This is a genomic window from Ferrovibrio sp. GW821-FHT12B10, from assembly GCF_058807515.1.
In genome coordinates, this window is the sequence record NZ_JBXAQT010000001.1 from 2,086,513 (window position 1) to 2,108,164 (window position 21,652).

Here is a 21,652-nt window from a genome sequence, read left to right on the forward strand (position 1 = left end):
GAGGCTCAGTGGCGGAAGTGGCGCATGCCGGTGAAGACCATGGCCAGACCGGCCTTGTTGGCGGCGTCCACCACTTCCTGGTCGCGGATCGAGCCGCCGGGCTGGATCACGGCCGTCGCCCCGGCCTCAACCAGAACTTCCAAGCCGTCGGCGAACGGGAAGAAGGCATCCGAGGCGGCCACCGAACCCTTGGTCAGGCTCTCGGTCAGGCCGGCCGCCTTGGCCGAGTCCTGCGCCTTGCGGAAGGCGATGCGGGCGCTGTCGACGCGGCTCATCTGGCCGGCGCCGATGCCGACAGTGGCGCCGTTCTTGGCATAGACGATGGTGTTCGACTTCACATGCTTGCCGACGCGGAAGGCGAACAGCATGTCGGCGAGTTCCTGCGGCGTCGGCGCGCGCTGTGTCACGATCTTGAGGTCGGCCTCCACGATGCGGCCGGCGTCGCGGGTCTGCACCAGATAGCCGCCGGCGACCGACTTGACGAACCAGCCCGGCGCGACCGGATCGGCCATGCCGCCGGTCAGCAGCAGGCGCAGGTTCTTCTTCGCCGCCAGCAGCGCCTTGGCGTCGTCATCCGCCTCGGGCGCGACGATCACTTCGGTGAAGATGGCGCCGATCTTCTCGGCGGTGGCCTTGTCCAGCTTGCGGTTCATGGCGACGATGCCGCCGAAGGCCGAAACCGGATCGCAGCGCAGGGCCGCATCCCAGGCGGCGGCCAGCGTATCGGCGGTGGCGACGCCGCAAGGGTTCGCGTGCTTGATGATGGCGATGGTCGGCTTGTCGCTGAACTCCGAGACCAGCTCGAAGGCCGCGTCGGTGTCATTCAGGTTATTGTACGACAGCTCCTTGCCCTGCACCTGCACGGCGGTGGCGACGCCAGGGCGTTTGTCGCCGGTCACGGTATAGAAAGCCGCGTCCTGGTGCGGGTTCTCGCCATAGCGCAGCGTCTGCTTGCGCTCGGCCGAGAGCAGCAGGGTGGGCGGGAAATTCTCGCCGTTCTGGCGCGCGAACCAGGTGGCGATCATCGAATCATAGGCGCCGGTATGGGCATAGGCCTTGGCCGCCAGTTCGCGGCGCAGTTTCAGGCCAGTCGCACCATTGTTGGTCTTCAGCGCATCGAGCACTTTGGCGTAATCGGCGACATCGACCACGACATTGACGAAGCCGTGGTTCTTGGCCGCCGAGCGGATCATCGCCGGGCCGCCGATGTCGATATTCTCGATGCAGGTCGGGAAGTCGGCGCCCTTGGCCACGGTGGCGGCGAAGGGATAGAGGTTCACAACGACGAGGTCGATCGGCGGAATGTTGTGCTTGTCCATCGCCGCCTTGTGATCGGCATGGTCGCGCAGCGCCAGGATGCCGCCATGGATGGTGGGATGCAGCGTCTTCACGCGCCCGTCCATCATCTCGGGGAAACCGGTATGCTCGGCCACTTCCTTCACCGCGACGCCAGCATCTTTCAGGGCCTTGTAGGTGCCGCCGGTGGAGAGCAGCTCGATCCCGAAGCCGGCCAGCGCCTTGCCGAAGTCGATAAGCCCGGTCTTGTCGGACACGGAGAGGAGCGCACGGCGGACGGGAATGAGATCGGCGGACATCGGATGGGGCCTCTGGACTCGGCAGGAGGGAAGGGCGGACGGGCTATAGCATGCCCCGGCCACCCCCGAAAGATGTGGAAAACTTCACCCAATACAATGGCTTAAGAGGTTTGTCCGCCGCCGCGATCCATGCTAAACGATGCCCCCATGCGCTCTTATCTGGAATTCGAGAAGCCGATCGCTGAGCTCGAGGCGAAAATCGCCGATCTGAGGAAGCTGGTCGACAGCGGCAACACCGATATCGCGGAAGACCTGGAGAAGCTGGAGGCCAAGGCCGCCCAGCAGCTGCAGAGCACCTATTCGAAACTGGGTGCATGGCAGAAGACCCAGGTTGCCCGCCATCAGGACCGCCCGCATTTCGCCGACTATGTCGCGACGCTGATCTCCGACTATGTCCCGCTCTGCGGCGACCGCGCCTTTGCCGAGGACGGTGCCATCACCGGCGGTCTCGGCCGCCTGCGTGGCCGCGCCGTCATGGTGATCGGCCATGAAAAGGGCCGTGGCACCGAAGGCCGCGTGAAGCACAATTTCGGCATGGCGAAACCTGAGGGCTATCGCAAGGCGATCCGCCTGATGCGCATGGCCGACCGCTTCCGCCTGCCGGTCGTAACATTAGTCGACACCGCCGGCGCCTATCCGGGCGTGCAGGCCGAAGAGCGCGGCCAGGCCGAAGCCATTGCGCGCGCCATCGACTGCTGCCTCGACATCCGTGTGCCGCTGGTGGCCGCGATCGTCGGCGAGGGTGGTTCGGGCGGCGCGGTGGCGCTGGCCGCCGCCAACCGCGTGCTGATGTTCGAACACGCGATCTATTCGGTGATCTCGCCCGAAGGCTGCGCTGCCATCCTGTGGAACGACAACGCCAAGGCGCCCGATGCGGCCGAGGCGCTGCGCGTCACGGCGGAAGACCTGCTCAAGCTCAAGGTGGTCGACGAGATCGTGAAGGAGCCGCTGGGCGGCGCCCATCGCGATCCGGTGCGCGCCATCAATGCACTGGGCGATGCGCTGGACGCCAACCTGCGCACGCTGGCCGGCCAGGAGCCGGGTGCGCTGCGCGAGGCGCGCCGGCGCAAATTCCTCGATATGGGTGCGACTGGACTTTAAGTCTCTGTAAAACCTGGACCTGCTTGCGGCACCGGAGGCCGGTTGCTGCCGGTTGCCTGGCCAGTTGGGTGCCAGTTGCGTCCAGTTCAGGCCAGTTGCGTCCAGTTGGATGCCAGGTCCTGCCTGGTGCTGGCCAGGGCGATCCAGCCCCATCCCGTCCATTTTCACGATGTCCGACAGCAGCTTCCTTGAGATGGTGCCGCCGCGATGATGATCAAGCGCGCAGGAAATTTTCCACCAGTGGCGCGATCTCACGCGCACGGTCATGCGGGAAGCCGTGATCGCCGCCCTTGACGACCTGCAAGGTCGACCGCGGCAGCAGGCCATGCAGATGCCGGCCGACGCCGAGCGGGCTGATCGGATCGGCATCGCCCCAGAGCAGCAGGGCCGGTGCCACGATGCTGCCGATCTCGGCCGTATGGTCGGCACGCGCCGTGGTGATCCAGTCTGCTGCCTGCGGAAACTCGGCGCGATAGGCCGGGCGCCAGTCGGCGGCGCGGAACTTCATCACATCGACGCCGCCGGATGATGCCGTCAGCACCAGATGGCTGACGCGTTCGGGATACAACAGCGCCAGCCGCATGGCGAAAATCCCGCCCATCGAATGCGCGACGATAATGCTGCGCGGTTCGAGCTGGGCTGCGGCATGGGCCGTCAGCGCATCCAGGCTGTCGAAGCCGGGCCTGTGCTTCTCGCGACCAAGCCCGGGCCAGTTCAGATAGGTCTTGCGCCAGTTGTCGGGCAGCAGCGCGCCAAGCGGATGCCAGAACTCGGCTGCGCCGCCGGCACCGGGCAGGAAGAGAAGATGCGTCATGACGATACCATGCCGCAGAGGGCGCGGACCGTCATCCGCCGGATTGTCCCGATTGACCCTCAAATTTCAGGCGAATTGCGCGATGCCGTTGCCCAGCGACCAGTTCTCTTTCGCGGCTTCGAGGATATTCACGAACACATCCTCGGAACGGATGCCGGGGCTTGCGCCGAGCAGCGCTGCGATGCGCCGGAACAGCGCCGCCTTCTGCTCCGTCGTGCGGGTGTTGAATACGGTGATCTGGATGTAGATGAGATCGTCGCTGCGGGCGACGCCGAGGTAGGACGCGCCATAGCGGAAGTTGGCGGCCTCATGCTCGGTGATGGTCATGAACTGGTCGTCTTCGGGCACGCCCAGCGCCTCGCGCATCGCGGCATAGATGCTGTCGAAGATGGCCTGCCGGTAGGCGGCCGGTTTGCCGGCGCGCAGGGAGATGTGGACGAGGGGCATCGCGGGAGCCTTTCGGAGTGGGGTTGCAGCTAAACCCTAAATCCGGCTTATATATTTATAAATGCAATGAATAATCATATCAGTTATTATAAATAGAAATGATTAATTGCCCCCTCGATCTCGACGCCGTCCAGGCCTTTGTCCGCATCGCGGAGCTGGGCAGCTTCACACGCGCAGCCGAATCGATGCAGACGACCCAGGGCGCGGTCAGCCTGAAGCTCAAGCGGCTGGAAGAACGGCTCGGCTGTCGGCTGGTCGAGCGTACGCCGCGCTATCTCGAACTTTCGCCGCGCGGTGCGGCATTCCTCGAACATGCCCGCGAACTCCTCGATGTCCATGACCGCGCGCTGGCCGGTTTTGCCGGCGCACGCCAGCGCCTGGCCATCGGCATCAGCGATCATGTCGCCGGGCCGGAGCTGCCCGCCCTGATCGCACGCATGAACGCGCAGGACCCGCAGCTGCTGATCGAGATCCGGATCGGATCCTCAGGCCCGCTGCTTCAAAGCTTCGACCGGCGCGAACTCGATACGGTGATCGTGCGCCTGCATGCCGGGCGCAGCGACGGCGAACTGCTGACCGAGGAAAAATTCGGCTGGTTCGCGGCGCCGAACTGGCAGCATCGCGCCGATGAACCACTGCCGGTGGCGACGATGGCCGAGCCCTGCGGCGTGCGCGTGCTGTCGGGAGAGATGCTCGATGCGGCCGGCGTGCCCTGGACGGAAATTTTCGTCGGGGGCGGTGTTGCGGCGGTCGCAGCAGCTGTGATGGCGGGGCTGGGCGTCGGTGCGTTGTCGCCGCGCATGGTGCCGTTCGGCGCGGTCGATGTCGGCCGCAGGCTCGGGCTGCCGGAGTTGCCACGCCTGCCGGTGCTGCTGCACACACGCGTGAAGGATGGCCGCGCGCGCGAAGCGCTGGCGGCGTTGTCAGCTGCGTTCAGAAGCGCGGTGCGCGGCTAGTCCGCAGCTAGTCCGCGCCTAATCCCGCGGGATTAATCTCACTCGCTTGTGATTCTGCCTGTGACCGTTGTCGCAAAGCGCGATGCGTGCCGCATGTTATAGCGCAGCTCGTCGTGCCGGCTCATGCGAGTCGGTGTTTGCATCGCGAGCTGCCATGACAGTGATGACGCTTCCGTCTTCCCCCGTGCAACTGCCGCCGGATTTTGCCATCGGCTGCGAGGATACAGGCGCTGTGGCACAAGGCCGACCGCTGGTGTTGCTGCATTGCTCAGGTGCGGATCGCCAGCACTGGAAGCGCGTGCTGAAGGCCTGGGGTCCGCTGAACCGCCGCGTGATCATCCCGGAATTGTTCGGTTGCGGCAAAACCGCCAGCTGGCGTGGCGAGCGCCCGATCACGCTGGATGACTATGCCGCCATCGTGGCAGCCTGCACCCGTGACATCGACGAGCCTTTCGACCTAGTCGGCCATTCGATGGGTGGCGCGGTGGCGCTACGCTTCGCGCTGACGCGGCCTGGCCGCCTGCGCACGCTGACGGTGATCGAGCCGGCAGCCTTCTTCCTGCTGAAGGACCGCGGCGAAACCGAGCTGCGGCTGTTCGCCGAGATCTCGGCCGTGGCCACCGCCGTGCATGCCGGCGCGGCATCGAAGGCGGAAGAGGCCCGGCATTGCGCCATGGAATATTTCTTCGACTACTGGAGCACGGCGGGCCGCTGGCAGACCGTGGACCAGTCGCTGCGCGATGCCATGGCGCAGACGGTCGGTGCGATCTCGGGCGATTTCACCGCCGCCTTCAACGAGCCGACGCGTTTGCCTGATTACGCCGCGCTGACCATGCCGGCATTGCTGCTGAGCGGCGGCCAGTCGCCGGGTCCGGTGCGCAACATCGTCGCCGGCCTGGGCGTCACGTTGCCGGCGGCGCAGCAGATCGGCATTCCCGATGCCGGCCATATGATGCCGCTGACCCATGCGGCGCTGGTGGCGGAACTGATCCGCGAGTTCCAGGGCCGCGTGGCAGTCTGATCGAGCCCAGAGTCGCGGTACGGCCCAATCTTGCGGGTCGCGGCGTGTTTATACGGCTATACACACGCCGAATCCAATTGAGTCCCTCTATTCATCCCTGATGGTGCCGCCAATGCGCGGCCCATCACAGATACTTTTTACAGTATCGCATGGAGACAGAGGGATCATGACCGCCATTCAGCCGAATCTGCAGACCGAGCGTTATGCCCGGTGCATCGAAAACGCGAAGCGTGTGAACTGGGATATCGACAAGGACATCTTCAAGGGAAGGACGTTCGATTTCTCGCGTAAGTTCCTGCCCGACGGCCTATCGATGGTCACTGATTTCAGCTTTCTGTCTGAGGACGAACAGCGGCTATTGAGCCAGGTCCAAGGCCGCACCTATGCGTATATCTTTGGCCTGGTTGAACGTTATATTGCCGCCAAGATTCTGGAAATCAGCGCCGAATCAAGCCTTGGCGATCAAGTCGCACTTGAGGCGCTGGTTCGCTTCAGCGCCGAAGAACTGAAACACCAAGAGCTGTTCCGGCGGATAGAAGAGATGATCGCGACCAAGATGCCGGCGGGATATGTTCGCACGGCCGATCCGGATGCCGTCGCAGGGGTGGTGCTATCGAAATCCACCTGGGCTGTATTGGCACTGACCTGCTGTATAGAACTGTTCACACTGGTGCATTACCGCCAGAGCATAGAGCCGGATAGCGGTCTTTCCGATCTCTACAAGGACGTGTTCCTGCATCACTGGCGCGAAGAATCGCAGCATGCGATTCTCGATGAAATGGAATGGGCGCGCGCGAATGCACGTCTCAGCGACATCGAGCGCGATGCTGCCGTGGACGATCTGATTGCCCTGGTCGGTGCCGTCGATGGCATCCTGCAGGCCCAGTCACAGGCCGATGCCGCCTATTTCGCAAAAATCAACGCTCGCAAACTTACCGACAAGGAGCAGCAGTTGCTCGAACAGGGGCTGCTGAAAGCCTATCGGTGGCAATACATTGTATCCGGCGTTCAGGTGCCGCGTTTCCAGGAACTGCTGGGCGGCATGATCACCGAGGCGCAGGGACTCCGTATCCAGGCGGCGTTAGCTCCGATCATGTAATGCTGGATTGCGGTTGCGCGGCGTTTCTGCGGCGGGAATCGTCACGCCAAGAAGGATTCTATTTCCGACTTCAGGGTCAACCAGGCCGGCTCGCTTTCCAGGAGCAGATGGTTGCGGCTGGGCACCGTAATGAATTGCGCCTGCGGTATGCCGGTGGCGCATTCGCGGCCGAACTCCATCGGTACCATGGAGTCGTCGCGACTGTGCAGCACGAGGGTCGGGCATTGAATCTGGGCGAGCAGGTCGCTCACGTCAAAATCACCGAAGCTGTCCATCAACATGGCGGCGGCTTCAGGCGTGGCCGAGACGCGCTGCAGTTCGTTCAGCCAGGTGGCTTGTTCCGGTGTCGCCTCGGGGAACATCAGTGAGGTGAAAATCTGCCGGAAGGCCGGGTTATCCAGGCCCCAGCCATGACGGGTCAGGGCGACCATATGTTCATTGGGCGCATTGCCCTTCGCACGCCGGCGCCAGCCCAGCGCCGAAGTGCCAATCAGGATCAGGCGACGCACGCGTTCCGGATGACGGGCCGCATAAGCGATGGACATCGCGCCACCGCTGCAGAATCCGACAAGATCGAATGGATCTGCGTCGAGCATGCCGGTCACGGCTTCAAGATCGTTCAGTGCATCGTCGAAGCTCAATGCTTTGGTTGTGCGGTCTGACAGGCCGCAGCCACGCCGGTCGTAGCGGACCAGCTCGCGGTCCTGTGCCAGAGCATTGATCAGATGCTTCCAGACAGGGCTTTCCAGATCGTATTCCAGATGGCTGTACCAGTTGGCCGCCTTCACCAGACGCGGCCCACGGCCAGAAACAGCATAGGCTATCTGCACGCCATCGGTGCTTGCACAGAAATGGATGCGTTGCCGCGTGGACTTTTCCTTGATTCGTTCGACAACGGGCTGATGTGCGGCGCGATGAGCTGCCCACTGCCGGACCAGCTTGTAGGGTGGCGGCAGGCCGGCGGTCTTGAATTGCCGCTGCACAGTTTCGACATGCGATTCTGCTTCGGGTATGCGGCCAAGGGCGATCAGCATCGTCAGCAGCGACACATGGGCCGCTTCCTCTGTCGGCTCCAGTAGCACGCGCTGGCGCGCATAAGGCAGCGACTGTTCGGTGGCGCCAAGCCGGTCGCACAGCGTCGCCAGGATCGCTGCCTGGGTCTGGCGCATGTTTTCGCGCTCCGCCATGCACCAGAGCCGGAATTCGTAGCAGTCGGGCAGGTCGAGGCCTTCGAGGAATTCGCCCTGCATCAGCCCGGCGGCGCCGATCAGGTCGGCCGTCGATGCCATCGCGGGCGTCATGGCTGCAATTCTTTGGATCGACCAGATGTCGCAGTCAGCGTGGGTCGCATCCAGAAAGATTGTATCGCGGTCGGCGACAAGGCGGGATACACCGTCCAGCTCAAGTGTTTTACGCAGCCGGCTCAGGCTCCAGCGCAGACCTTCGCGACCCGTTTCCGTGTCGGCCCACAGCAGAGACGCCAGACGCTCGCGGCGCTGCGGTCGCCGGGCGGATGCCAGATAGGCCAACAGGGCGCGCGCCTTCTTGGACGGTGGCAGCTCCAGTGCAGTGCCGTCCAGGTTCGCAGAGAGCGAACCGGTCAGCGAGAGCATCAGCATCCCGCTTGGTTTATGTTGAATCGCATTTGTGTTGCGCATGCGTCGCTCCGGCCTTTGCAGTCTTGTAGGCCATCGGCAGATTCGTCACAAGCGCAGCGTATCGTCATGCAAGTGCAGAAACTGAACCTGCTCGATGGTGGCGCGGCACCGCCATTGTCCCGCAGGCTGTTAATCAGCACGCTGATAGTGCAGCGAACCACAACGCATCAGATGGCATTTCCGGTTTTGTGCATCAGGTCGAATCCCGGCTAATGGTGCACCTTACTTCCAGTGCGGCGGCCAGGTCTTCTGCACCACCGGCAGTGCCTTCATGCGCTCCATCCAGGCGCCCAGCCTCGGTGTGAAGATGCTGCCCGGGATGGCCTCGGGCTTGCGCAGCTGGAAACGCCCGATGATGGCCAGGTGCGGATACAGCGTATAGTCCACCCCTGAAACGGCATCGCCATTCACATAGTCGCCGGCGATCTGCGGCTCCCAGCGCGCGATTTCGGCCTGCACATCCGCCACGGCCTGGGTCAGCTTGGCGGCATCGGCTTTTTCCGGTGGCGCAAACACCGCATGGAACAGATGCTCCACCGTCTCGCCCACATAATTGTCGGCTTCGCGGATCATGCGGCGCTGTTCGGCGCGCAGCCGCAGGTCCTGGGCGAACAGCGGCTTCTCGGGCCAGCGCTCCTCGACATATTCCATGATCGCCGCCGATTCACGCAGGATGAAGTCGCCGTCCACCAGGGTCGGCACGCGCTGGCGCGGGTTGAGTTTGGTGTAGTCCGGCGTCTTGTGGCCGCCTTCGCTGAAGGACAGTACCTTCAGGTCGTGAGGCACGCCTTTGTGTTCCAGCGCCAGCCAGACGCGCCAGGCATAGGCCGAACCGGAACCGTAATAGAGCGTGACGGACATGTGTGATCCCTCTGGGTTAGGGGTCTGAGAAAGGGCGGGGCGCCGCCGCGGTCAAGCCAGCCTGCGATCCAAGCCAGTCTGGCATCCAAGCCAGTCTGCCGTCGAAGTCTGCGCGATTTCCACGCCGGCTACCACGCCCGGACCCACAGTCCCCGGCCACAGTGCGGACAGGGGAGCGGCCGAATCGGCGGCTCCAGATGCGTCCAGGGTACAGGGTTCATGCAGAGCGTCGCCGCCGGCCGTCCGATCTCCGTCCTGCTGATTTATACCTGCATCATGGCGGCCTGCCTGATGGCTTTCCTGTCCTTTGGCGTACGCACCACCTTCGGCGTCTTCCTCGAGCCGATCCTGCAGGCGCGCGGCTGGGAGCGCGAAACCTTCGGCCTGGCGCTGGCGATCCAGAATCTGGTCTGGGGCCTGTCGCAACCGCTGGCCGGCGCGCTGGCCGACCGCCATGGCTATGGCCGCGTGCTGATCGGCGGCGTGCTGCTCTATGTCGCCGGTACCGCCGGTATGGCGGTGGCCGATACGCCGATACTGTTTCATCTGGCCGGCGGCATCACGGCGGGCCTCGGCCTGGCCGGCGCATCCTGGACCATGAGCGTGGGCGCGGTGACGCGGGTGGCGCCGCCGCATCTGCAGGGCTGGGCCACCGGCATGGCGATCGCCGCCTGCTCGATGGGGCAGTTCGTGCTGGCCACCGTGAGCCAGGCACTGATCTCCGCCTATGACTGGCAGACTGCGCTGCTGGTGATGGCCGGCTGCATCGGCGCGATCCTGCCTTGTGCCCTGCTGCTCGCCGGGAATATCCGAAGCGGCGGATCCTCCGTGCCGCGCAGCAGCCTGCAGGCAACCATGAAGACGGCGGCGGCGAGCGGCAGCTTCTGGATGATCTTTGCCGGCTTCACCGTCTGCGGCTTGCATGCCGGCTTCGTCTTCACCCATATGCCGGCCTATGTGGTCAGCCTGGGTCTCTCGGCCGAAACCGGCGCCTGGGCGTTGGGCGCCATCGGCCTGACCAATCTCTTCTCGGCGTATTTTGTCGGCGTGCTGGGCCAGACGCGCAGCAAGCGCAGCATCCTGATCTGGATCTATGGCTGCCGCGCGCTGGCGATGACGGCGCTGCTGTATGCTCCGGTCAACGATGGCGCGGTGCTGCTGCTCTCGGCCATGCTGGGTGTGGTCTGGATGTCGTCGATCCCGCCGACCTCGGGCCTGCTGGGCCAGATCTTCGGACCATATTACATGGCGACGCTGCTGGGCCTGGTGTTCCTCGGCCATCAGGTCGGCGCCTTCCTGGGCGCCTGGCTCGGTGGCGCGCTCTACGACCTCACCGGGTCGTACGCGGCGATGTGGTGGATCTGCATCGCGCTCAGCGCCGCCGCGGCGCTGGTCAATGTCCCGGTCAGCGTGAAGCCGCTGGGCGACGCGGCGCAGCCGGCCAGAGCCTGACCAAGACCGGGCGCGTATTCATGACGACAGCGACCATCTCTCCCGACGTGCGACTCAGCTGCGGGAAAAAAGGTACCGGCCCTGCCATGGTTTTCATCCATGGCACCGCGGGCGACCGTGGACACTGGCACGAGACCATCGAAGACTTGGCCGATCTACAGATTCCGGTGAGTGCCATCACGCCCGAGCTTTTTGGCTATGGCAAATCGCCGGCCTGGCCGTTGGATCGCGATGTCACCATTGAGGATCATGTGCGCGCCGTGCGGGATGTGCTGGTCACGCTGCTGGATGGCCGCCCGGCCGTCGTGGTGGGGCATTCGATGGGCGGTGCCATCGCGCTGCAGCTCGCACTCGATCACCCCGAGATGGTGTCGCATCTGATCCTGGCCGAACCGGCAGCCTTCCACATGCTGCGCACCGGTGACGCCGAAGATGCAGTGCTGCTGGAGGACCTGGCCAGGATCGGGCGCCAGCTCGCCAGCGGCGGCAGACAGGACGATCCCGTGGTGAGCCACATCACCACGGGGCTGTTTGTGGACTACTGGAATGGCGCTGGCACCTGGGTCAACCTGCCCGGCGCGATGAAAACCGAGATGACCCTGCGGCTGCCCAGCATCGGCAGCGATTTCACCGCGCTTTACGCGGCCGGCATACCAGCCGAGCGCTATGCCGAGTTGAGCATGCCGGTGCTGGTGATCCGCGGCGGCCGGTCGCCGCGGCCGACGCGTCGTATCGCCGAGCTGCTGACCAGCTCGATCCCGCAGGCCAGCTTGGTCGAGATCGCCGAGGGTGGCCATATGCTGCCGCTCAGCCATGCCAGTCGACTGGCCGGCCTTATCCGCGATGAACTGGCGCTGGAGCGAGTCTAGGCGAGACGGTTTCAAGCACGGGCCGCATCAGCCCGGACGCTTCAGCACCATCTGGGTGCCGAAGAAACTCATCACCGTTTCGCCTTTCTGGTTCTCGACCCAGTATTTCATGCGCACGATGCCGCGATCAGGCTTGGAGGCGCTCTCGCGTTTGTCCTCGATGCTGGCGCGACCGAACAGCGTGTCGCCCGGACGCACCGGCATGGCCCAGCGGATTTCATCCAGGCCGGGCGAGCCCATGCTGCCCTTGCCGAGCAGGCCGGCATTCAGCAGCATGCGGAAGCCCAGCAGGCCGGTCTGCCAGCCTGAGGCGATCAGGCCGCCATATGGCGATTTCTCGGCGGCGATCTTGTCGAGATGGAAGGGCTGCGGATCGTAGGTGAAGGCGAAAGAGAGAATCTCGGCTTCCGAAATGGTGACGCCATCGGCGCGGATGACTTCGCCGACGGTGTAATCCTCAAACCAGCGTTCGCTCTTGCTCATGATCCTAAATCTGCATGTTGCGGAAAAACTGTTGCACATCGGCGACGAAGGCCTCGGGCTGTTCCATCGCCACGAAATGCCCGCCGCGGTCCAGGTCGCGGCGATGCGTCACGTTATAGCCGCGCTCCAGCCAGCCCTCGGGCGGCGGCGGCACCAGGTCCCAGGGCGGCAGCAGGAAGCCGGTGGGGCTGGACACGAATTCACCAGGCTTGAGCGCGAAGTCGCCGGTCTCGCGCGCCGCCCAGTAGAGCCAGGTGGCGGTGGCGGCCGTGTCGGTCAGCCAGTAGAGCGCCACATTTGCGATCAGGTGATCGATGGAGAAGACCGGGTCCTGCTCGATCGGTGCGCGGGCGAAGCCGTGGAATTTCTCGACGATCCATGCGGCCAGTCCGACCGGGCTGTCGCTCATGGCATAGCCCAGTGTGGAGGGTTTGGTGCTCTGGATCGCCAGATAGCCGGCCTCGGCGGCATGGATCGTCTTGGTGCGCGCGATCCACTCCTTCTCGGCCGGGCTGAGCGGCGGCGTATCCTTGGTCAGCGGCGGCCGCAGCGGCACCATGTTGAGATGGAGCGCCACGGCATGGCGGGCATGATCGGCGCCCAGCCAGCTCGAAACCACCGAGCCCCAGTCGCCGGCCTGCACCAGGAACCGGTCGAGACCCAGCGCCTCTACCATCAGGTCGCGCCACAGTCCGGCGATGGCGCGCGGGCCGATCGGCTTGTCGATCGGCATCGAGAAGCCATAACCCGGCAGGGTCGGGCAGATCACGGTGAAGGCGTCGTCCTCGCGGCCGCCGAAGCGCTCGGGATGCGCCAGCCGTTCGATCACGTCGATGAATTCGAAGACCGAACCGGGCCAGCCGTGGGTGAGCAGCAACGGCCGGGGCATGTCGCCGGAGCCGCGCTCCATCAGCACATGCACGGTCTGCAGGCCGCCGGTATCGGGGCGTTTCAGTTTGATCAGATACTGCTCATGTGCATTCAGCCGGGCTTCCCAGCTGCGCCAGTCGAAACCGTTACGCCAGCGGTCGACGAAGCGGCGCATGTAGCTGCCATTGCTGCCATACTGCCAGGCGGCCTGCTGCGGTTCGATGGGGAAGCGCGCCAGCGCCAGCCGCGTCTGCAGGTCGGCCAGCGCGGCATCGGGCACATGGACACCGAAGCGTTCTGTCGATGGCGTCAGCCGCGGCATCTCAGGCCTTCTTCAGCGTGGCCGTCAGCATGCCGGCGCCGATCAGCATGGCGCCGCCGGCGCGGTTCATCATTTTCAGCGTACGCGGCGTGACGATGCGGTTGCGCGCCTGGCCCATCATGGCGATCCAGCAGCCCTGGATGCTGGCGGCCAGCACATTCAGCGTCAGCGTAAGCGTCACCACCTGCGGCAGCAAAGGTCTGGCCGGGTCGATGAACTGCGGCAGGAAGGCGGCGAAGAACAGGATGCCCTTCGGGTTCAGCAGCGTAACCAGGAAGGTCTGCATGATCGCTTCGCGCGCCGAACTCTTGCCGCTGCTGACCGGCGTGATCTCCATCGGTGGCGCGCGCCACAATTTGATGCCGAGATAAACGAGATAGGCGGCACCGATCCATTTCATCGCGGTGAAGGCTTCGGCCGAGGCCGCCAGCAGCGCGCTGAAGCCGAGCATGGACAGCGTGATGGCGCAGATATCCCCCAGCGTGACGCCGATCAGGCTGAGTGCTCCGATGCGCGGGCCGCCGGCCATGGTGTGGCCCATCACCATCAGGGTGGTGGGGCCGGGGATCAGGATCATCACCGCCGCGGCGGCGGCGAAGGCGAGCCAGAGCTCGAGACTGACGGGCATGCTGTTTCCTCCGAATCTTTGTCCCAGCCAGCCATAGGGCGGGCGGTTTCTGCAAGGGGTGACGGGGGTTTAGCGAAATTAGAACAAAAGTAGAAATAACTCTGGTCAAATTAGGATAATCAACCTATAATATGTTTAACTATTGTTCTTACGGAGCCTGCCATGCCGATCCTGCCCGCCGACCCTGACGATGCGTCGAATTCCGGTTTCAATCCCGACCGCCTATTCGGTCCCGATCCCCTGCCCGAATCCGAACCCGATCCATTCGGCCGCATCGGGCCCGGCGATCCGGCCTGGGAGGCGGCGCGCGGCCGCTGGCTGGAGGGCGCCTCGCTGAAGGACCTGTTCGGCGATCACCTGTTCCGCCTGAACGACACGGTGGGCACCGGCCGCACCAACCAGCGCGGCGACGTGTTCAAGCTGCAGGCGCTGCTGCATCGCGAGGACAAGCTGGACGCCGAAGCCACCGGTGGGCCGACTGGCTACTGGGGTAACCGGGACGACGAAGCGCTGCGCGCGCTGCAGAAAGACAATGGACTCGTCGTGGATGGTTGGGCTGGGCCACAGGGTGAAACCATCCGCTGGCTTGGCGATCTGTATCGGCCGCCGCAAGGTGTGCAGGTCTCGGATGCCGAGATGAAAAGCCGTGAGACATCGACGGCGGTGGCGCGCGATCTCGCCGGGCAGCTCGGTCTCGATCCGGATCGCATCGACCTCTCCAATCCCGCTCTATTGCCGGCTCTGGGCGGCGTGGCTTTCATCCGCTATGGCGACAAATGCGAACGCGAAGCGGCGCTGCAGAAAGTGCAGGATCTGCGCGCGAGCGATCCGCGGTTGGCCGGCAAGCTGCACGCACTGGCGGCCGAGATCGTCAGCCAGCCGCAGTGGCATTACGACAAGATGACGCCGGAAGAGTTGCAGCGCGCACGCCGCCTGATGGACGAGGCGCATGCCGATGTGAAGTACTGGCAGAAGGAGATCACGCCGTATCTGCCCGGTGCGGTGGTAAGGGCGGTCAGCAATTATTATGTGAAGCCGATGAACGACATCATCCACGGGGACGAAACGCGCCGGCTGGATCGCGAGCTGGAGCGCCGCCGCGATCCGCGCGACCGCTAGGCGCAGCCGCGCTCAGGAGGCAGAGCGGCGGCGGATGCGCTGCTCGATGGCGCCCCAAAGAACGGCCAGAAGGGCGAGCAGGCCACCCCAGTCAATGGTGATCACGTGCAGGATGCGGTCGAACAGCACGCCGAAACGCATGCGCGTGCGTAAACGCCGGTAATAGATGCCGTAGCGCTTCAGGCGGCGCAGATTGCGTCCGACCTTGAATCGATCCGCGGCCGTGACGTTGTCGAGGGCATCGAAGGGGTTGTTGGGCAAGTCTCTCATAGCGAAACCATAGCACAAACTATCGTCGAGAATTGCGGCGAAAATCGGGAGCTATATCCGCGTATTCATCCCTCAGGCGGTCAGGCCCTCGACGGCGAGAGCGCCATAGGTCGCCAGCCAGTGTTCGCCGCCATATTCGCCGCTTTCCAGAAACGGCAGGCTGGCCTGTTCATGCGCGGCGGCAGCGAGCAGCAATGCGGTGGAATCACCCGACAGTTTTGCGGCGATGCCACGCAGGCACCAGGCGCGCGACAGATTCAGTCCGTCGAGATGCACGCCCTTGGCGTCTGAACGATCGGCGACGATGGCGGGTTTGAAGACCGTGCCTGCATCGGGCAGGAAGCGCCCCCACCAGGCGGCAAACTCTGTTGCCGGCAGCAGCTCGGCCATCAGCAGTGCCTCGACCAATGCGCCGGAGAGGAAGTCGTCGCCGTTCGGCTCATAGCGTGCTGGATAGTCCGTGTCATGGCCGAAGACGCGGGCGGCATAGGCGGCAATCGCCGGTTCCAAGGTCGGTTCGCCGGTGACGCGCGCGTAATGCAAGGCAACGAGCAGGCCGAAGGCGGTGTTGAAATGCGTGCCGACGCGGATCGGGTAGGTCAGCTTGTCCATATAGGCCGGGAAACGCTGCACGATGCGCTGTTCCAGCGGTTTGAGCGCAGCGCGCCAGGTCTTGGCCTGGGCATGATCCCACAGCGACAGCTCGGCTGACAGCGCCAGCAGCCAGCCCCAGCCATAGGGTCGCTGCCAGGTGCCGCGTCCCGGTGCATCCAGATAGGCGGCTTCGCCGTCGCCTTTCTCGGGTGTGAAATGCGATGCAAATAGCTGCTCGGCTTTCGCGGCGTCGTTCAAGGCGGGATGCCGGCGCAGGCAGCGCACCAGCAGCCACCAGCCATGCACGCAGGAATGCCAGTCATAGCTGCCGTAGAAGATCGGATGCAGCCTGTGCGGCGGCAACACGTCGGACGCATCGTTGTTGAAATGCGTCAGGTTGTTGGGGAATTCGCGGTCGAGATTGCGCAAGGGCAGCGCGGCGAAACGTTCGGCCTGATCGCGGGAGATTTTGGTCTGGGGCATGTGGCAATGATGGCATGGCATCCCAGGATCGTCATCCCGGGCTTGGCCCCGGATCCCATTATTCTTTTCTGCAGCAACAACAAAAAATGGGATCCCCGCTTTCGCGGGGATGACGAAGGAGAGAGGCGGGCAAAAGAAAAGGCGCCCGGCCGGAGCGGGGCGCCTTTTTTGTGGAAGCCTGCCGGCTTACTTGCCGTGGCAGTATTTGTACTTCTTGCCCGAGCCGCAGGGGCAAGGCGCATTGCGCGGGGTCGATTTCCAGGTGCCCTCGTCGTTCGGATCGACGGCGGCCGAGCGCGACTGCGCGACGGGGCGCGCCGGCAGGCTGTCGTCGCCTTCGCCTTCCAGCGGCTCGCCGCGGCTTTCACGCATCTGCTGCGGGCTGCGCTGGAATTCCGGCGGCGGTTCGTCGCTGCGCACTTCGACGCGGGCGAGGATGGAGGTCACCTGCTCGCGCACCCGCACCAGCATCTGCTCGAACAGCGTGAAGGCCTCGCGCTTGTATTCGTTCAGCGGGTCTTTCTGCGCATAGGCGCGCAGGCCGATGGCCTGGCGCAGGTAGTCGAGGTGATGCAGATGCTCTTTCCAGGTCTGGTCCAGCACCTGCAGCAGCAGGCTGCGCTCGACCATGCGCATTACGTCGGGGCCGAAATTGGCGGCCTTCTCGGCCATGCGGCGTTCCACCGCGTCGAGCAGGCGCTCACGGATCTGCTGCTCGGCGATGCCTTCTTCCTTGGCCCAGTCGACGATCGGCAGGTCGAGCGCGAAGATGCGGCTTACTTCCGCCTGCAGGCCGTCGGCGTTCCACTGTTCGGCATAGGCCTTCTCGGGGATGTGGCTGTCGACCAGGTCATTGACGATCTCGTCGCGCATGTCGGCCACGGTGTCGGCGACGTGATCGGCGCTCATGATCTCGATGCGCTGCTCGTAGATGACCTTGCGCTGGTCATTCATCACGTCGTCGTATTTCAGCAGGTTCTTGCGGATTTCGTAGTTCCGCGCTTCCACCTTCTGCTGGGCCTTTTCCAGCGCCTTGTTGATCCAGGGATGGATGATGGCTTCGCCTTCCTGCAGGCCAAGGCGCTGCAGCATGCTGTCCATGCGCTCGGAGCCAAAGATGCGCAGCAGGTCATCTTCCAGCGACAGGAAGAATTTCGACGCGCCCGGATCGCCCTGGCGGCCCGAACGGCCACGGAGCTGGTTGTCGATGCGGCGGCTTTCGTGGCGTTCGGTGCCGATGACGTAAAGTCCGCCGGCGGCGCGCACCTTGTCCTTCTCGACGGCGACTTCGGCGCGGATCTCGGCTTCGCGCTTGGCCTTGGCGGCTTCATCCAGACCTTCTGTCTCGCGCAGGATGCGCATGTCGGCATTGCCGCCGAGCTGGATGTCGGTGCCGCGGCCGGCCATGTTGGTGGCGATGGTGACGGCATTCAGGCGGCCGGCCTGCGCGACGATATAGGCTTCCTGATCGTGATGGCGGGCGTTCAGCACATTGTGCTCGATCTTGCGCTGCTTCAGGTAATCCGACAGCAGTTCCGACTTCTCGATCGAGACGGTGCCGACCAGCAGCGGCTGGCCCTTCTCGCGGCATTCGGCGATCAGCTTGACGATGGCTTCGTATTTCTCGCGCGCCGAGCGATAGACCTCGTCATCGGAATCGATGCGGGCGACCGGCACGTTGGTGGGGATTTCCACCACTTCGAGGCGATAGATGTCGGCGAATTCCGCGGCTTCCGTCGAGGCCGTGCCAGTCATGCCGGCCAGCTTGGGATACATGCGGAAGTAATTCTGGAAGGTGATCGAGGCCAGCGTCTGGTTCTCGGTCTGGACGGCGACGCCTTCCTTGGCTTCCAGCGCCTGGTGCAGGCCGTCGGAATAGCGCCGGCCTTCCATCATGCGGCCGGTGAACTCGTCGATGATGATGACCTTGCCGTCCTTGACGATGTAATCCACGTCGCGGCTGAACAGCACATGGGCGCGCAGCGCCTGATTGGCATGGTGCACGGCGGCGATATTGTCGATGTCATAGAGCGAGTCAGACTTCAGCAGCCCGGCGTCGCGCAGCAGCTGCTCGATATGCTCGGTGCCGGTTTCGGTGAAGTTGGCCGAGCGCTGCTTCTCGTCCTTCTCGAAATCGCTTGGCACCAGGCTCGGGATCAGCGCATTGACCTTCACATAGAGGTCGGTGGTGTCTTCAGACGGACCCGAGATGATCAGCGGCGTGCGCGCTTCGTCGACCAGGATGCTGTCGACTTCGTCGACGATGGCGAAGCTGAAGGGGCGTTGCACCATCTGCTCGCGCTGGAACTTCATGTTGTCGCGCAGATAGTCGAAACCGTATTCGTTGTTGGTGCCGTAGGTGACGTCGCAGGCATAGGCGGCGCGGCGCTGCTCGTCGTCCAGGCCATGCACGATGATGCCGGTGGTCAGGCCGAGGAAGTTATAGATGCGGCCCATCCAGCCAGCGTCGCGGCTGGCGAGGTAGTCGTTGACGGTGACGACATGCACGCCCTTGCCGGCCAGCGCATTCAGGTAGACGGCCAGCGTGGCGACCAGCGTCTTGCCTTCACCGGTCTTCATTTCGGCGATGCGGCCGTCATGCAGCACCATGCCGCCGATCAGCTGCACATCGTAATGGCGCTGGCCCAGCACGCGCTTGGCGGCCTCGCGGGTGACGGCAAAGGCTTCGGGCAGCAGATCGTCGAGGGTTTCGCCCTTCTCCAGGCGCTGCTTGAATTCGACGGTCTTGGCCTGCAGGGCGGCATCGGTGAGGGCGCTGATCTCGGGCTCGAGCGCATTGATGGCCTGGACAGCCTTGGAATAACCCTTCACGGCGCGGTCGTTGGCCGAACCGAACAGCTTCTTGGCAATCGCGCCGAACATGCCGTACCCCTGAAAATGCCGCTAAATACGCGTCGCCAAACGAGAACCGGGCGACGGAAACCCGGCATTAGATATGCATTGCCCCCGCCCGTGTCAACGAAGGGGGGCGCGGTAAAACCGCCCGTAAACCCGCCCATAAACCCGGCGGTAAGTCGATCTGGCTGCCGCATTGACCCGCGCCTTTCCAAGGGGTTACATGCCCGCTCTCCGGCCAAATGCCTAAAACCGCTGCTTCGGCGGCCTTTCCGCAGCTTTCCCCATAGCTTTTCAAGGTCTTTTCAGCCGTGTCTGCCTCCGCTCTGCCCGATCCCGTCGCCCTCTCTCAGGCCCTGATCCGCTGCCCTAGCGTGACGCCCGCCGACAAGGGCGCGCTGGGGGTGCTGGAACAGGCGCTCACCGGCCTGGGTTTCCACTGCGAGCGGCTCACATTCTCGGCACCGGGCACGCCGGATGTGGAAAACCTCTATGCGCGGTGGGGTAAGGGCGCCATTGGCGCCCTGCCGCCCGGCACGCCAAATTTCTGCTTCGCCGGCCATACCGACGTGGTGCCGGTGGGCGATGCCAAGGCCTGGACCGTCGATCCCTTCGGCGCCGAGATCATTGAGGGCCAGCTTTATGGCCGCGGCGCCACCGACATGAAATCGGCCATCGCCGCTTTCGTCGCGGCCGCCGGCCGCTTCCTTGCCAGCCGCAATAACCAGCTCGATGGCGGCATCAGCCTGCTGATCACCGGCGACGAGGAGGGCCCGGCCATCAATGGCACCACGCGCGTGCTCGACTGGCTGAAAGAGAAGGGCGAGCAGCTCAGCGTCTGCGTGGTGGGCGAACCGACCAATCCGCTGCAGCTGGGCGAGATGATGAAGATCGGCCGGCGCGGCTCGTTGACCGCGCGGCTCACCGTGCATGGCATCCAGGGCCATGTCGGCTATCCGCATCTGGCCGACAATCCGGTGCCGAAGCTGCTGGACATCCTCTCGGCGCTGAAGTCGCGCCGGCTCGATACCGGCAACGCGCATTTCGAGGCGTCGAACCTGGAGATCACCACGGTCGATGTCGGCAATCCGGCCAACAACGTGATCCCGGCCAGTGCCAAGGCCGTGCTGAACATCCGCTACAACACTGAACAGACCGCAGCGGGCCTGAAGGACTGGATCACGCGCACGGTCGAGGCCGTCTGCGGATCGCAGAGCGCCAACCGCACGCTGCAGGGCACGCGCTTCGATCTGCTGCTGGAAGACGGCGCCATGCCTTTCCTGACCAAGCCGGGGCCATTCGTCGCCGCGATGGCCGAAGCCGTGAAGACCGGCACCGGGCGCGTGCCCGAGCTCAGCACCACCGGCGGCACGTCCGATGCGCGCTTCATCCAGGCCTACTGCCCCGTGGTGGAATTCGGCCTGGTCGGCCAGACCATGCACAAGGTGGACGAACGTGCCGGCGTCGAGGATATCCGCAATCTCTCCAAGGTCTATGAAAGCATGCTGCAGCGGTTCTTCGATGGCGCTGCCGCTTAAAGCGGAAATTCTTGCCGCGGTCGGCGGCCTCGGGTTGCTGCTGCGCGGCGATCCCCGCGCGCTGCTGGCCTATGATTTTTCCGAAGGCGGATTCTGGCGCAGCTTCCGCTGGCCGTTCCTGACGCTGCTCGCCTATGTCGCACTGATGCGGCCCGATGCGGTCGAGCTGGCCGACTGGAACGACAATGCCGCAGGCTACAACCTGGTGCGCGGGGTCGAATTCCTGCTCGCCTGGATGCTCTATCTGATCGCGATGGCGGGATTGAGTCGCGGCTTCGGTTTGGGTAACCGCTTCGCGGTCTTCGCCGTGCTCTACAACTGGGCGCAGGCGATCACCACGGCCGCGACGCTGCCGCTGCTCGCCGGCACCAGCTTCGGCCTGCTCGGGCCCGGCATCCTGTCGGGCTGGAGCACCGCGCTGCTGCTGATTTGGCTCTATATCGTGGCGCGAATCGCCCGCCTCGGACTCGGTGCGGGCTGGTCGCTGGCGGTCGCCGCGGCGGCGCTCGACCTGGTGGTCAGCATCCTGATGCACCGGCTGATCGAGCGCCTGATCTGAGCCGGTTGCGGGCTAGGGTCTGGGCAGGAAAGCCTGTCTCGGACTGGACTTAAGCGG

At 64.3% G+C, this 21,652-nt stretch carries 20 protein-coding genes; 9 read left to right on the top strand and 11 right to left on the bottom strand.

All coding sequences use genetic code 11. The features are described 5' to 3' along the window. Positions 1-5 precede the first annotated feature (5 nt). Positions 6-1,595: a bifunctional phosphoribosylaminoimidazolecarboxamide formyltransferase/IMP cyclohydrolase gene (purH, locus tag AC1RRT_RS10635; RefSeq protein ID WP_493013769.1), complete on the bottom strand. Its 1,590-nt coding sequence runs from the start codon at positions 1,593-1,595 to the stop codon at positions 6-8. Positions 1,596-1,742: 147 nt separating this feature from the next. On the opposite strand from purH, the gene AC1RRT_RS10640 reads away from it, so the two are divergent. Then, positions 1,743-2,696, top strand: a complete 954-nt coding sequence (locus tag AC1RRT_RS10640) for an acetyl-CoA carboxylase carboxyltransferase subunit alpha (protein ID WP_493013770.1) — start codon at positions 1,743-1,745, stop codon at positions 2,694-2,696. A gap of 214 nt (positions 2,697-2,910) precedes the next feature. On the opposite strand, the gene AC1RRT_RS10645 is transcribed toward AC1RRT_RS10640, so the two are convergent. Continuing rightward, on the bottom strand, positions 2,911-3,510 hold the full coding sequence (locus tag AC1RRT_RS10645; RefSeq protein WP_493013771.1) for an alpha/beta fold hydrolase: 600 nt from the start codon (positions 3,508-3,510) through the stop codon (positions 2,911-2,913). Between the two features lie 66 nt (positions 3,511-3,576). Continuing rightward, complete coding sequence (locus tag AC1RRT_RS10650; RefSeq protein ID WP_493013772.1) at positions 3,577-3,957, bottom strand: tautomerase family protein; 381 nt, start codon at positions 3,955-3,957, stop codon at positions 3,577-3,579. Positions 3,958-4,055: 98 nt separating this feature from the next. Between AC1RRT_RS10650 and AC1RRT_RS10655 the strand changes: the two genes are divergently transcribed. The 3 genes from AC1RRT_RS10655 to AC1RRT_RS10665 all read left to right on the top strand — a co-directional run bounded on the left by AC1RRT_RS10655 (position 4,056) and on the right by AC1RRT_RS10665 (position 7,033). Continuing rightward, positions 4,056-4,913, top strand: a complete 858-nt coding sequence (locus AC1RRT_RS10655; RefSeq protein ID WP_493013773.1) for a LysR family transcriptional regulator — start codon at positions 4,056-4,058, stop codon at positions 4,911-4,913. A 154-nt stretch (positions 4,914-5,067) separates the two neighbouring features. After that, positions 5,068-5,934, top strand: coding sequence for an alpha/beta fold hydrolase (locus tag AC1RRT_RS10660; protein ID WP_493013774.1), 867 nt, complete (start codon positions 5,068-5,070; stop codon positions 5,932-5,934). Positions 5,935-6,100: 166 nt separating this feature from the next. Then, positions 6,101-7,033: a hypothetical protein gene (locus AC1RRT_RS10665; RefSeq protein ID WP_493013775.1), complete on the top strand. Its 933-nt coding sequence runs from the start codon at positions 6,101-6,103 to the stop codon at positions 7,031-7,033. A gap of 41 nt (positions 7,034-7,074) precedes the next feature. Here the strand turns inward: AC1RRT_RS10665 and AC1RRT_RS10670 are convergent, their stop codons facing one another. Both AC1RRT_RS10670 and AC1RRT_RS10675 read right to left on the bottom strand, forming a co-directional pair. Beyond that, positions 7,075-8,646, bottom strand: coding sequence for a bifunctional AfsR/SARP family transcriptional regulator/alpha/beta hydrolase (locus AC1RRT_RS10670; protein WP_493013776.1), 1,572 nt, complete (start codon positions 8,644-8,646; stop codon positions 7,075-7,077). Positions 8,647-8,913: 267 nt separating this feature from the next. Beyond that, a complete protein-coding gene (locus AC1RRT_RS10675; RefSeq protein WP_493013777.1) occupies positions 8,914-9,552 on the bottom strand; it encodes a glutathione S-transferase family protein in 639 nt (212 codons plus the stop codon). Positions 9,553-9,771: 219 nt separating this feature from the next. Between AC1RRT_RS10675 and AC1RRT_RS10680 the strand changes: the two genes are divergently transcribed. Next, entirely contained in the window at positions 9,772-11,004 is a 1,233-nt protein-coding gene (locus tag AC1RRT_RS10680) for an MFS transporter (protein WP_493013778.1), read from the top strand. A 20-nt stretch (positions 11,005-11,024) separates the two neighbouring features. Then, positions 11,025-11,873, top strand: a complete 849-nt coding sequence (locus tag AC1RRT_RS10685) for an alpha/beta fold hydrolase (protein ID WP_493013779.1) — start codon at positions 11,025-11,027, stop codon at positions 11,871-11,873. Between the two features lie 27 nt (positions 11,874-11,900). Here AC1RRT_RS10685 and AC1RRT_RS10690 read toward each other — a convergent pair whose 3' ends face one another. The 3 genes from AC1RRT_RS10690 to AC1RRT_RS10700 are packed head-to-tail and all read right to left on the bottom strand — an operon-like array spanning position 11,901 to position 14,176. Further along, positions 11,901-12,356 carry a MaoC family dehydratase gene (locus AC1RRT_RS10690; RefSeq protein ID WP_493013780.1) on the bottom strand — a complete coding sequence of 152 codons (456 nt, stop codon included), beginning with the start codon at positions 12,354-12,356 and terminating at the stop codon, positions 11,901-11,903. Between the two features lie 4 nt (positions 12,357-12,360). Beyond that, on the bottom strand, positions 12,361-13,548 hold the full coding sequence (locus AC1RRT_RS10695) for an epoxide hydrolase family protein (RefSeq protein WP_493013781.1): 1,188 nt from the start codon (positions 13,546-13,548) through the stop codon (positions 12,361-12,363). Between the two features lies 1 nt (position 13,549). Next, the gene (locus tag AC1RRT_RS10700; protein ID WP_493013782.1) at positions 13,550-14,176 is read right to left on the bottom strand and encodes a LysE family translocator; all 627 of its coding nucleotides are present in this window, start codon (positions 14,174-14,176) and stop codon (positions 13,550-13,552) included. Between the two features lie 162 nt (positions 14,177-14,338). Between AC1RRT_RS10700 and AC1RRT_RS10705 the strand changes: the two genes are divergently transcribed. After that, positions 14,339-15,295, top strand: coding sequence for a peptidoglycan-binding domain-containing protein (locus AC1RRT_RS10705; protein ID WP_493013783.1), 957 nt, complete (start codon positions 14,339-14,341; stop codon positions 15,293-15,295). A 12-nt stretch (positions 15,296-15,307) separates the two neighbouring features. Here the strand turns inward: AC1RRT_RS10705 and AC1RRT_RS10710 are convergent, their stop codons facing one another. The 3 genes from AC1RRT_RS10710 to secA all read right to left on the bottom strand — a co-directional run bounded on the left by AC1RRT_RS10710 (position 15,308) and on the right by secA (position 19,525). Then, positions 15,308-15,565, bottom strand: coding sequence for a hypothetical protein (locus AC1RRT_RS10710; protein ID WP_493013784.1), 258 nt, complete (start codon positions 15,563-15,565; stop codon positions 15,308-15,310). 72 nt (positions 15,566-15,637) lie between these two features. After that, entirely contained in the window at positions 15,638-16,642 is a 1,005-nt protein-coding gene (locus AC1RRT_RS10715) for a DUF2891 domain-containing protein (protein ID WP_493013785.1), read from the bottom strand. 186 nt (positions 16,643-16,828) lie between these two features. Further along, positions 16,829-19,525, bottom strand: a complete 2,697-nt coding sequence (gene secA / locus AC1RRT_RS10720; protein WP_493013786.1) for a preprotein translocase subunit SecA — start codon at positions 19,523-19,525, stop codon at positions 16,829-16,831. 284 nt (positions 19,526-19,809) lie between these two features. On the opposite strand from secA, the gene dapE reads away from it, so the two are divergent. Both dapE and AC1RRT_RS10730 read left to right on the top strand, forming a co-directional pair. Beyond that, entirely contained in the window at positions 19,810-21,036 is a 1,227-nt protein-coding gene (dapE, locus tag AC1RRT_RS10725; RefSeq protein ID WP_493013787.1) for a succinyl-diaminopimelate desuccinylase, read from the top strand. Then, complete coding sequence (locus AC1RRT_RS10730; protein ID WP_493013788.1) at positions 21,020-21,595, top strand: hypothetical protein; 576 nt, start codon at positions 21,020-21,022, stop codon at positions 21,593-21,595. The genes dapE and AC1RRT_RS10730 overlap by 17 nt, the downstream gene beginning before the upstream one ends. Positions 21,596-21,652 lie beyond the last annotated feature (57 nt).

Excerpts from the sequence above, each read along its gene's own strand:
- AC1RRT_RS10670 (WP_493013776.1), bottom strand. The coding sequence starts at position 8,646 with ATGCTCTCGCTGACCGGTTCGCTCTCTGCGAACCTGGACGGCACTGCA.
- AC1RRT_RS10685 (WP_493013779.1), top strand. The coding sequence starts at position 11,025 with ATGACGACAGCGACCATCTCTCCCGACGTGCGACTCAGCTGCGGGAAA.
- AC1RRT_RS10665 (WP_493013775.1), top strand. The coding sequence starts at position 6,101 with ATGACCGCCATTCAGCCGAATCTGCAGACCGAGCGTTATGCCCGGTGC.
- AC1RRT_RS10710 (WP_493013784.1), bottom strand. The coding sequence starts at position 15,565 with ATGAGAGACTTGCCCAACAACCCCTTCGATGCCCTCGACAACGTCACG.
- AC1RRT_RS10650 (WP_493013772.1), bottom strand. The coding sequence starts at position 3,957 with ATGCCCCTCGTCCACATCTCCCTGCGCGCCGGCAAACCGGCCGCCTAC.
- AC1RRT_RS10700 (WP_493013782.1), bottom strand. The coding sequence starts at position 14,176 with ATGCCCGTCAGTCTCGAGCTCTGGCTCGCCTTCGCCGCCGCCGCGGCG.
- AC1RRT_RS10645 (WP_493013771.1), bottom strand. The coding sequence starts at position 3,510 with ATGACGCATCTTCTCTTCCTGCCCGGTGCCGGCGGCGCAGCCGAGTTC.
- AC1RRT_RS10680 (WP_493013778.1), top strand. The coding sequence starts at position 9,772 with ATGCAGAGCGTCGCCGCCGGCCGTCCGATCTCCGTCCTGCTGATTTAT.
- secA (WP_493013786.1), bottom strand. The coding sequence starts at position 19,525 with ATGTTCGGCGCGATTGCCAAGAAGCTGTTCGGTTCGGCCAACGACCGC.
- AC1RRT_RS10640 (WP_493013770.1), top strand. The coding sequence starts at position 1,743 with ATGCGCTCTTATCTGGAATTCGAGAAGCCGATCGCTGAGCTCGAGGCG.
- AC1RRT_RS10660 (WP_493013774.1), top strand. The coding sequence starts at position 5,068 with ATGACAGTGATGACGCTTCCGTCTTCCCCCGTGCAACTGCCGCCGGAT.
- AC1RRT_RS10715 (WP_493013785.1), bottom strand. The coding sequence starts at position 16,642 with ATGCCCCAGACCAAAATCTCCCGCGATCAGGCCGAACGTTTCGCCGCG.
- AC1RRT_RS10695 (WP_493013781.1), bottom strand. The coding sequence starts at position 13,548 with ATGCCGCGGCTGACGCCATCGACAGAACGCTTCGGTGTCCATGTGCCC.
- AC1RRT_RS10675 (WP_493013777.1), bottom strand. The coding sequence starts at position 9,552 with ATGTCCGTCACGCTCTATTACGGTTCCGGTTCGGCCTATGCCTGGCGC.
- AC1RRT_RS10730 (WP_493013788.1), top strand. The coding sequence starts at position 21,020 with ATGGCGCTGCCGCTTAAAGCGGAAATTCTTGCCGCGGTCGGCGGCCTC.
- purH (WP_493013769.1), bottom strand. The coding sequence starts at position 1,595 with ATGTCCGCCGATCTCATTCCCGTCCGCCGTGCGCTCCTCTCCGTGTCC.
- AC1RRT_RS10690 (WP_493013780.1), bottom strand. The coding sequence starts at position 12,356 with ATGAGCAAGAGCGAACGCTGGTTTGAGGATTACACCGTCGGCGAAGTC.
- AC1RRT_RS10655 (WP_493013773.1), top strand. The coding sequence starts at position 4,056 with ATGATTAATTGCCCCCTCGATCTCGACGCCGTCCAGGCCTTTGTCCGC.
- AC1RRT_RS10705 (WP_493013783.1), top strand. The coding sequence starts at position 14,339 with ATGCCGATCCTGCCCGCCGACCCTGACGATGCGTCGAATTCCGGTTTC.